This is a genomic window from Blautia sp. AM47-4 (assembly GCF_003479865.1).
GTDB lineage: Bacteria > Bacillota > Clostridia > Lachnospirales > Lachnospiraceae > Fusicatenibacter > Fusicatenibacter saccharivorans.
The window spans coordinates 1-10776 of sequence record NZ_QUHY01000050.1 but is presented as its reverse complement, the minus strand read 5'-3'; the positions used below and the strand labels follow the sequence as shown (position 1 = coordinate 10776).

Genomic DNA, 10776 nt, shown 5'->3' with positions numbered 1-10776 from the left:
TGTACCATATCTTTGCATATCTAGGAAAACTTGCGTATCAAGGCTCATTCGTTAGTAGTAAATAAGTAGTAAATTGATGTGTTTGTTTCCTTGAAAATGCTGATAGATACTGTGTTTTAGCGGATAATCAGATTTTTATTGTGTTTTTAGGTATTAAAAATACTCTTTCTGCTTTTCACTATAGCAATCCCTGTATTTGATTGCAAGACAAAAAAGCTGCAGTCTGCAGGGATTCCCCACAGACCGCAGCCTCTCTGAACAGCTCACAGATTTCTCTGTTTTCTGTTTGCCTGCTTCCGCAGATAATTTCCAATGCTTGTAAAACTAAGCAGCGTCACAATCAGAAAAACACCCGGGATCAGAATGATCCACCATGCCTTTGTCATCAACGCTTTTTCCGAAAGTGACAGCATGCTGCCCCAGGAAATCACCTCCAGCGGAAGACCGATTCCCATAAAACTCAGTGTGGATTCTGCTACAATCGCACTTCGGATGTTCATAACCACCATAAACATAATAGACGAAAAAAAGTTCGGTGCCAGATGGTGCCATAAAATATAGAAAAAACTGCCTCCCATACAGCGCGACGCAATCACGTATTCACTGTTCCGGATCTGCCGTACTTCGGTCCGCACAACCTTTGCAATGCTTGTCCAGCTTGTCATTCCGATCACGGCAGAAATCGTAATCACATTGGATTTTCCCGCAGCAGCCAGAAGAAAAATGACAAGAAGAAGATTCGGCACCGACAAAAAGATCTCGGTCAGCCGCATCAGAAGCGCGTCCAGCCACGCCGGTGCACATCCGCTGACTGCGCCGAAGAGAACGGCAATCACAGTGGAAATCAGCGTAGAAAGCAGACCGATCGCCAGCGATATTCTGCCGCCGTACCAGATCATCGAGAAAATATCTCTTCCCATCGTATCGGTTCCAAACAGAAATTCCCGGCACGGCATGACGGAACAGTTTTTCAGATCCATATACGAGGGATCCTTCGTCATGATCTGCCCACAGAAAAGACAGCCCAGCACAAGAAGACCCAGAAAAAGCTCTGCTGCCACCGGCCGGTCCTGATACCATTTTTTCTTTTTTTCTGCTTCTGTTTTTTCTGCAGGCCTCTCTCCTGCAAATTGAAATAATTGTGTTTTTTCTGTCACAGCATCATTACCTCCGATGTTTCTGCGGCTTCTTTCTCCCGCATCCGCGGATCAATTCTCTCGTTGATGATCTGTGCCGCCATATTGCACAAAATCACAACGATTCCGGACATCAGGCAAAGCAGCATCAGAAGATTGTAATCTTTGTACCGTGCGCTCTCATACGCCAGCGTTCCGATACCGGGATACGAGAAAACCGTTTCTACAATATAGGTTCCCCCCAGCACATGCGGAACAGAAATGGCCATGATGCCAAGATACGACGGAATCGTATTCCGCAGGCAATGCCGGAACAGAACCGTCTTTCGTTTCAGCCCCTTGGCTCTTGCCAGAAGCACATACTCTTCCCGCACTTCATCCAGAATTTTATTGCGGATCATGTATGCGTAATACCACAAATGACTCAGCACTACGACCGTCATCGGCAGGATCAGATGACAGATACGGTCAGAAAAATCTGCCTGTTTTCCAACAGAGTAGGCACCGGAACTCGGCAGCCATTTGAGCTGCATGGAAAAAACAAGAATCAGAAGCAGCGACAGCCAGAATTCCGGAATACATCCCGTGATGGTTCCCACCTTACAGATGATGCGGTCCAGCCAAGTATCTTCCTTCCATGCACAGAAAATTCCAAGAAGCAGCGCGAGGGTGAAAATCAGCAGAAATCCAATGCCGCCAAGCACCAGCGTATTTCCAATTCTTCCCTCGATCACGCGCGTTACATCCATTTTATATTTGTACGAAATTCCGAAATCCCCATGCAGCGCATTGCCTGCCCAGCGGATATACTGTACGGAAATGGGATCCTTCAGTCCCAATTTTTCTTCGGCCCACGCTCTTTCTTCGGGCGTCATTTTTTCCACGCGGTCTCCGTAATATGATACCAGCGGATCTCCCGGCGCAAGCTTGAAATATAAAATACGAGCACAGACAGCAGCAGAACACTTGCCAGAAATGCCGCTGCTTTTTTTCCATAGTAAAGCACTCTGTTCCGGCTTTTCATCCTGCATCGCCTCCCTCCATCAGCACAAAATGATCTTTTTCCACTTCCCGCAGTGTTCCCGTCCGGGGAAATTCTGTATTGGAAAAATCCGGTACAGCTCTCGCTCTTTCCCTTCGCGGATCCGGAATCGGAATGGCCGCGATCAGTGCTTTCGTATATGGATGCAGCGGATTTTCAAACACGGCTCGCGCCGGGCCGGTCTCCACCAGTTTTCCATGGTACATCACACCTACTCTGTCACACAGAAATTCGACCATATCCAGATCATGCGCAATAAACAGAAACGAAAAACCGTGCTCCTTCTGCAGATGACGGAACAGATTCACAATCTGTGCCTGTATCGACGCGTCCAGCGATGCAATCGGTTCATCCGCCACCAGAAGCTCCGGCTCCATCGTCAGTGCCCGTGCAATCGCAACGCGCTGCCGCTGTCCGCCGGACAATTCTCCCGGATATTTTTTCAGATATTCCGGATCCAGCCCCACGTATTTCATCTGGAATCTGGCTTCCTCCTCATAGCTTCCCCGCAGCGGCCGGATTTTCTGCACGCGCATCGGCTCCTCAATAATGTCGCGGACCTTCATCTTCTGATTCAGACTGGAACCGGAATCCTGAAAAATCATCTGGCGTGTCGTCTGCAGCATTTTTTTATTTTTCCGGAACTGGCCTCTGTCGCAGGTATCAATCCCTTTATAATAAATCTGGCCGGCATATGGCTGATAAATATTCATCACACAGCGTGCAGCGGTAGATTTTCCGGAACCGGATTCTCCTACCAGTCCAAAAATTTCTCCTCTTCGAATCTGAAACGATACATCATCGACTGCCTTGACTGCTGTTTTCCGGGACAGTGGAAAAATATGGGTCAGATGACGCACATCCAGCAAAATCTCATGTTCCATCTGTGTTTCCTCCTATCGGCGGCACAACCTTCGGTGCTCTCTCATCCAGCAGCCATGTTGCCGCATAATGGCTGTCTGTGACCCGGAACATCGGCGGCTCCTCCTCAAAATCAATTTCCAGCGCATAAGCATTGCGGCTGGCAAAGGCATCGCCCTTCGGCGGATGGAGAAGAGACGGCGGCATTCCCGGGATAGACGGCAGGCTTTCTTTTCCCCTCGAAAACGCCGGTATGGAACGCAGCAGTCCCCACGTATACGGATGACGGGGATCATAGAAAATCTCATCCACGGTTCCAATCTCTACTATTTTTCCCGCATACATGACCGCTACCCGGTCTGCGATCCGCGCTACAACGCCAAGGTCATGTGTAACAAAGACCGTCGCCGTTCCCAGTTTTTTCTGAATTTCCCGAAGCAGGTCCAGAATCTGTGCCTGAATCGTCACATCCAGCGCTGTCGTCGGCTCATCAGCAAACAGAATTTCCGGATTGCCCGCCAGCGCAATCGCCAGTACGATCCGCTGCCGCATTCCGCCGGAAAAGTGATACGGATATGCCTTTTTCCGCTCTTCTGCCTGCTCGATTCCCACCAGCTGCATCAGTTCTGTCACTCTCTGTTCCACTTCTTCTTTTCCCATGTCTTTCTGATGCGCCCGCACTGCCTCTGCAATCTGCGCTCCGACTGTCATCGTCGGATTTAAGGAAGTCATCGGATTCTGGAAAACCATCGAGAACAGTTTTCCCCGCAGTTCCCGCATTCTTCTCTCCCCGTATCCTGCAATTTCTTCTCCATTGACCAGAATTTTTCCGTTTTTGATCTTTGCATTCTCCGGCAGCAGCTTCATAATGCTTTTGCAGAGCACACTTTTTCCGCAGCCTGACTCGCCTACAACAGCGAGCACCTCACCTGCATTCAGGGAAAAGCTGACATCGCGGACCGCCTGTACTTCCCCCTCATCCGTAAAAAAGCTGACGGAAAGATGTTCCACTTTTAATCGTTCCTTCATTCCGTTTTTCTCCTGTACAGACAAAAAGGGGGTAAACATACCCCCTTCGTCTGCTTTTTTATTTATTCTGTCATTGTCCAGTCCTGAATATTCCAGAAAATACCAACGCCGTGGTGGCCCAGCACCGTGTCTTTGGAAATGCCCTGAATACCGGAATCTGCCACATAATTTGCATCAATATAACAGATGAATGCATAGGCCGGATCTTCTGCCAGTTCTTCCTGGAATTTTCCGTAATATTCTTTCCGCACTTCCGGATCGTCACTCTGACGGGCAAGAGACAGATACTCATCTACTTTTTCATTGGAATAGCTCGAATAATTCGCCCCTTTGTCCGTGCCGAAAACCTTATATGTATGATCGTCCGCATCGAACGGGCTTCCCCAGCCGATCAGGCACGCCATCTGTCCGCCCCAGTCCATCTGTGCCGGAATTTCTACGGTACAGTTGATTCCGGTTTCCCGGAGCTGCTGTGCTGCTGCCTGGGCAATATCAATGCGGTCCTGCTCACCGGACATCACGCTGATGACAAAACCGATTTCTTCGCCGTCCCGCTCATAGAAACCATCGCTGTTTCTGGTGCATCCGGCCGCTTCCAGAATTTCCTGTGCTTTTTCCGGATTGTAATCATAATGTTCTACGTTTTCGTTATTGTAAATGTTCCGCTGCAGCGGACTGTATGCCGCCATTCCCTCGCCAAGAAGCACAGAATCGATAATGGCCTGGCGGTCAATCGAATAACAGACGGCCGGAATGATGTCCCTGTTTTTCGTCCAGTAATCATTCGCAAAGTTAAATAAGATTCCGCGGTAATCTGCCGTTGTCATGTCGTAGCAGGTAAAACCGTCTTTTTCTTTGAAATTCTGCGCATTTTTCGGGTCAAGCAGCGCCAGATCCAGTTCGCCGGATTCCAGCTGCATCGCCTGTGCATTATCATCTGGTACAATTTTGAAAATGACCTTGTCAATCTTTGGTGCCCCAAGGTAATAATCTTCATTTTTTACCAGAACAATCGACTGGCCTTCGTCCCAGCTCTCCAGTTTATACGGGCCGGTTCCAACCGGTGCACGGAAGAAATCCGATTCCTGCATATTTTCACCTTCCAGCAGGTGCTTCGGCAGGATGGCCATCGTCATGTATTCCAGGAAAGCCACGTTCGGCTCGGAAAGGCGGAAGGAAACGGTGCTGTCATCTATAACTGTAATCTCTTCTACATCCTCATAATTTGGTGCATTTTCAGATCCGTTTTCCGGATCCATGATCGCTTCGATGGTGAATTTCACATCGTCCGCCGTAAATTTTTCTCCATCATGCCATTGGATGCCGTCCCGGATATGAAAGGTGTAGGTGCAGGTTTCTGCATCGTACTCCCATTTTTCTGCCAGACCCGGAACAATGTTGTCATCCGCATCGTGTGCGGTCAGTCCGTTGAACAGCAGCAGATTAATTTCACCGTGCTCATCCATCGCCGGATTAATCCTGGTATAATCAGCAGAACCGTAAACCAGGGTCGTCTCTTCCTCCCCTGTCTGGCCGGAAGAAGCTTCCGTCTCTGTTTTCGACAAATCTGTACTGTTGCTGTTTTTCCCGCTGTCCTGACCGCATGCCGCAAGGGATGCTGCAAGAGACACCATCAGCATCAAAGATAATATTTTCTTTTTCATCCTTTTCCTCCCATTTTCAGACCGTTTTTACCCGGACTGACCGCTTTTTTGCTTTGTACTCCCATGATCTGCGCGCCTGATCCATGTACTGTTCGTTCATTATATTTGATATTTCAGGCTCTCACAAGCCGGGTGGGGGGATATTTTTTTCTTTTCTCGTAAAGTTAATCGTCTCATGCAGAGGGAGTTGCCCGTTTCTTTTTTGTTATCCTATTTTCTTTACCCTATCACATCCGTAACCGCATTCACCGCTTTCGCCACAAAGCTGATCGTCTTTTCATTGAACACTTCCCCGTCTTTTGAGATCGAAACGTGTGCGAGTCCGATCTCATCTTTCTCGCTCGCTTCGGTGCTGCCCATGAGGGTTGTCCATTTGATATGGACATCGTCGGCGGTGATAGCGTGGTCGCATATTACGATGTACTGTGCTTCATCGAACAGCGGCGAATTGGATTCCGCATAGACGATGATGTCGTTGTTTTTTTCCTGATAGACGCGCACGGTGTAATTCACCAGGTCTTTTTCATCCGTAATATAGTCCTTATTCGGCGATACGGTTTCTTCGCAGATCAGGCTGGCGTCTTTTGGAATTGTATTGTTCTCTTTCTTTTTTGTCATTCCGATCATCAGCATACAGTTGCAGAGTGCTGCGATCAGAACTGCAAGCAGCAGGATTTTTATTCTAGGTTTCATTGTTTTCTCTTCCTTTTCCCATGTCATAGTTTGTCACTGATGTTTCATTTCCATTATACATGATTCCCTCAAAATAAGAAACGTTAAAATACGTCCATCCCCATAAAAGCTTTTTTGAAAAAATTTCTCAAAGAAAAAGTTTTCCATTTTGTTCCAAATATGTTATGCTATACTGTCTGTTAGGCAATTCTAACTCGATGTACTCTCGTAATAAAGGAGGAACTGCATGCCTTTAAATTTAACCGATTTCAATCAGTTTTACGTCATCAATAAAATCTGCGGCCAGGAAAAGCAGCGTCATTATCTGGAGTCGCTTGGGTTTGTTCCCGGGGCCAGGATTTCGATTCTGTCGGAGCTTCACGGTTATTATCTCGTCATGGTGAAGGGCAGTAAAATCGGGCTGGATAAGAGTCTGGCCAAGAAAATTATTGTGTATGCCAGCTGAACCGATGGCAGGGTTCACTTTTTGCATACGCATTTAGAAAGTATGGAGTATTATGGAAAAGAACAAAAAAATCATCAAACTGTGCTATCTGCAGATCGCATTCTATGTCGTCTTTCTGACATCGCTGCTTCTGCATTTCAAGCGTGGGCTGGATCATCGCGCCTTTGCGCTTCTGATTATCCTTACGCTGCTCGGCTGCGCCTCTGCACTGACGCTTACCGATTATCTGAAAAGCCTGATCCGCCGCTCCGGCTTTGATGTCGCCGGCGTGCACGATAAAAAGTCGCTGGAAGAAAAGCTCCTCCAGCTTCAGAACGCGGACGATACACTCGATGTCGGCGTGATGATGTTTGATATGAACAATTTAAAGATGATCAACGACACGTACGGCCACGAAGAAGGCGACGTCTTTATCCAGACCTTCGCCTCCTATCTGACCCGCATTCTGACCGAGGACAGCTTTCTGGCGCGGTTCGGCGGTGATGAATTTGTCATTGTGCAGAATCATGCAACCTGGAACCAGCTGGAGCAGATGAATCTTCAGCTGCAGACGATGATCGACACCTACAACCAGACGGCGGATCACCCGCTGAGCTATGCCGTCGGATATGAGCTGAGCTGCAAAAATCATTATTATCTGATCATGGATCTGCTGCAAATGGCGGACGAAAAAATGTACCAGAACAAGCGGTATAAAAAACAGCTCCAGAAAAACGGACCTCTCGCCGCCCGCCGCAGTATGCTTGCTGAGAGCGTTTCCACGGATTCTTTAAAAGAAAAAATTTTTACGCTTCTCAATAACAGAAGCGAAGAAAAGCAGTACGCCTTTCTGATGACGGATGTCGACAATTTTCATCTGATCAACGATTACTGGGGTTATGAGATGGGTACGAACATTCTGAATTTCATCCTGAAAAAGCTGGAACTCTTTCCGCAGACACTCTTTGTGAACCGCTATCACTCCGATATCTTTGTCGGCATTATCGATATCACCGGGCAGGATCCGGCCGTGGTGCGGGAAAAGATTTCCGCCTATCACAAGCAGGCGATCCGCGAAGTGCTGGAATCGTACCCGCTGAATTACATGACGCTGAACACTGGCGTCTATTATCTGAATGACACGGACACACCAACGGAGGAAGTCATCTCTCATGCCAACATTGCGCGGCGGCGTGCGAAGGAAACTTCCACCTGCGTCTTCGAATACAACGCCGAGCTTTCCAGCACGGAACAGAAGCGCGCGGAGACCATTCATTCCTTCCAGAATGCCCTTGCGAAAAAAGAATTTCAGATTTATTTCCAGCCGAAAATCAGCGGAAAAACGCAGGAAATTGCAAGCGCCGAGGTGCTGGTACGCTGGCTGCGCGAGGACGGCACGCTCTGGTTCCCGGACAGCTTTCTGCCGATTCTGGAGGAGACCGGAGAGATTGAGTCGCTCGACTATTATGTGTATAATGCTGCTTTCCAGTGGCTCGCTGACCGCCGGGAAAACGGACTTCCGCTGCTGCCGCTCTCGCTGAATGTGTCGCCGATTCATTTCCGCAAGATCGATACGTTCACACAGCGGATCACACAGCTGCTCGATCATTATCAGATTCCTTCGAAGTACCTGGTTTTTGAGATCACAGAAACAACGTACATTCATAACATTGATGCCGTCAACCAGATGATCCGCTTTTTCCACGACCGGGATATCCGCATTTCCATGGACGATTTTGGGTCTGGATATTCGTCCTTAAATTCGCTGAAGGATATTCTGTTTGATGAAGTTAAAATTGACAAACATTTCCTCTCGGCGGGCCTCTCCGAAAAAGGAAAAATTGTGCTGGAAGAGATGTTCCATCTTTTAAAACGCACAGACAAATGGATTGTCTGCGAGGGTGTAGAGACGAAAGAGATGGTAGATTTTCTGATCGCCGAAGGATGCGACGAGCTGCAGGGATTCTATTATTATAAACCGATGGAACAGAAAAAATTTGAAGAGCTGATCGCTTGACAAAGTCTGAATTCTATACTATGGTTATCTCACCCGGTAGTTACTACCGAGTGAACCTCACATGACTAAAGTCACGTGCTTCCGGCCGCTTTAGGCGGCAGACCAAATATCGGCGGATACGCCTGTTACTTAGATTTTGCACAGATATGTGCTTCTCCCATGCCGGATACGGCAGGTTTCCACATAACAGGTAATCCACTGCATATCTGCCTGTGTTTATGCTGCTTTACGCAGTTCCATTTCTGAAATCAGTTCTCTCAGATCTGCATAAACACATGAGGTTCTACGCTTTACTGCAGGAACTTTTGCCTCCAGCAAAGACCTTTCCGTTTCCGGCAAGGGTTTTAAAATTTCACGGATAAAATATCTTGCTCCGATATTATACGATGCTGACAAATCACAGTTGTATCTTTTTCCAGTCTGAAACGTACACAGACGATGATCCCGTGTATCACGGGCAATCTCTCCTGATCCATCAAAGGCAAGCCTGCTCGTGTTCCAGGCACAAATCCGGGAAATTCGGATTCCCTTTCTGTGTGCCTGCTGTCCGCACCGTTTCTGGATATCACGTTTTCTCCACATCTGCAGTTTCTGCTTTTTCTTCCCGGAAAGTTTTCCTTTCATTTCCAGATATTCGAAAACAATCACATCTGCCTTCTTTTCTGACGCATACAGAACGATTTCCCTTGCAATTTTTCTGCCAAGCTCTGTATTCAGACGTTTTGCATATGCCCATTTTCCCTGCACCTGACGCGATCCATGTTCCCGCTGAAATCTTCGAATCCGTCCCAGCACACGGTACATCCGGTCTTTGTCACTGGGAAAGTTAATAAACTTTCTTCCCAGGATAGTTCCGTCTGGACGCATGATGGTACAGACTGCATCCGTATTGATGCCGAGATCCACGCTGCAGATCGTTTGCTCTTTGACAGGTGTCTGGTTTAAAGATACCTCTTCCGCATATGTAAAACGCAGAAAATATTTGTGGTGCTTCTTCTCCAACGTTGGAGCCGAAGCTTTTTTTCCCGACCAGTGTTTTCTTAAGTATTCCATATCCGTATGTTTCAGCCACACAGCAAACCATTTCCAGTCGTGTCCATCGTACAGTTTTAAAAAGGCCGCATCTTTCTCTTCTGTGTTTTCACGGTACATGACATTGTGGTAAAAAACAGGCATGGCATACTGTTCACTTTTCAGATACGGCTTTCCCGTTTTCTCCCCCTCTGCTTTCCACTGTTCCAGACGCGTCCGATAAGAAGATACACTCCCAAGCGCATGCTGGACTGCCGCCCGTCTGAAATAGGATGGCATTTTGGGAAAGCAGAAATCAAAATCAAACCGGGCCGGATTCCGTTTCGTTGTATGCACCAGATGTTCCGCTGCATTGAAACGTTTCTTACTGTTCTCAATTTGGGCCAGTTCTTCCCACACAGATTCATACACTTCGACCAGATAGCGGACAGCAGAACGGTAAATCTCCAGTGTCTGGCGGATCGGAATATTCTGTTTTCGTAATTCAACACCATAACTGGATATGATTTTCATTCGCTTTCTCCTCCGGGTTTTAACGGGATTTTTCCTTCTGACCTTCTATGTAAGCAAGTATCTGTTCACGGCTTCGGTCACTAACCGTTACAGCACAATAAGACGGATTTCACAAATGTTCTCCCCACAACTCTTTCCTTGACGCCGGATAGGAAAAACCATTTTTATTAATTGTAAACATATCTTTCTCCATAAAAGTATTTTACCATATCCATAATAATATATCAAACATTTGTTCTGTTCTATATTAAAAAAATTGCGCGTCTAACTCATCACTACTACAATATATTTATGGGTAATCCCCTTACTTCCAGTAAGGATTTATCCATCTCATTACTTAAACTGTTAGAATGTAGGATGCAATG

General features: G+C 47.2%; 9 protein-coding genes. 2 read left to right on the top strand and 7 right to left on the bottom strand.

Going from position 1 to position 10776, the window contains the following annotated elements:
- Positions 1–263 precede the first annotated feature (263 nt).
- From DW965_RS17760 to DW965_RS17735, 6 genes are all read right to left on the bottom strand, one after another.
- Positions 264–1157, bottom strand: a complete 894-nt coding sequence (locus DW965_RS17760) for an ABC transporter permease (RefSeq protein ID WP_022462541.1) — start codon at positions 1155–1157, stop codon at positions 264–266.
- Positions 1154–2167 carry an ABC transporter permease gene (locus DW965_RS17755; protein ID WP_330421261.1) on the bottom strand — a complete coding sequence of 338 codons (1014 nt, stop codon included), beginning with the start codon at positions 2165–2167 and terminating at the stop codon, positions 1154–1156. The genes DW965_RS17760 and DW965_RS17755 overlap by 4 nt, the downstream gene beginning before the upstream one ends.
- A complete protein-coding gene (locus DW965_RS17750) occupies positions 2157–3062 on the bottom strand; it encodes an ATP-binding cassette domain-containing protein (protein WP_118601275.1) in 906 nt (301 codons plus the stop codon). Before DW965_RS17750 ends, DW965_RS17755 begins: the two co-directional genes overlap by 11 nt.
- The gene (locus DW965_RS17745) at positions 3052–4068 is read right to left on the bottom strand and encodes an ABC transporter ATP-binding protein (protein WP_055227871.1); all 1017 of its coding nucleotides are present in this window, start codon (positions 4066–4068) and stop codon (positions 3052–3054) included. The genes DW965_RS17750 and DW965_RS17745 overlap by 11 nt, the downstream gene beginning before the upstream one ends.
- 62 nt (positions 4069–4130) lie before the next feature.
- Positions 4131–5732: an ABC transporter substrate-binding protein gene (locus DW965_RS17740; protein WP_172680809.1), complete on the bottom strand. Its 1602-nt coding sequence runs from the start codon at positions 5730–5732 to the stop codon at positions 4131–4133.
- 219 nt (positions 5733–5951) lie between these two features.
- A complete protein-coding gene (locus DW965_RS17735) occupies positions 5952–6425 on the bottom strand; it encodes a hypothetical protein (protein WP_119198641.1) in 474 nt (157 codons plus the stop codon).
- A gap of 226 nt (positions 6426–6651) precedes the next feature.
- On the opposite strand from DW965_RS17735, the gene DW965_RS17730 reads away from it, so the two are divergent.
- Positions 6652–6870, top strand: coding sequence for a FeoA family protein (locus DW965_RS17730; RefSeq protein ID WP_022461332.1), 219 nt, complete (start codon positions 6652–6654; stop codon positions 6868–6870).
- Between the two features lie 52 nt (positions 6871–6922).
- The gene (locus tag DW965_RS17725; protein ID WP_119198640.1) at positions 6923–8866 is read left to right on the top strand and encodes a bifunctional diguanylate cyclase/phosphodiesterase; all 1944 of its coding nucleotides are present in this window, start codon (positions 6923–6925) and stop codon (positions 8864–8866) included.
- A 216-nt stretch (positions 8867–9082) separates the two neighbouring features.
- Here DW965_RS17725 and DW965_RS17720 read toward each other — a convergent pair whose 3' ends face one another.
- Positions 9083–10411, bottom strand: a complete 1329-nt coding sequence (locus DW965_RS17720) for an IS200/IS605 family element transposase accessory protein TnpB (protein ID WP_119198639.1) — start codon at positions 10409–10411, stop codon at positions 9083–9085.
- Between the last annotated feature and the right edge of the window lie 365 nt (positions 10412–10776).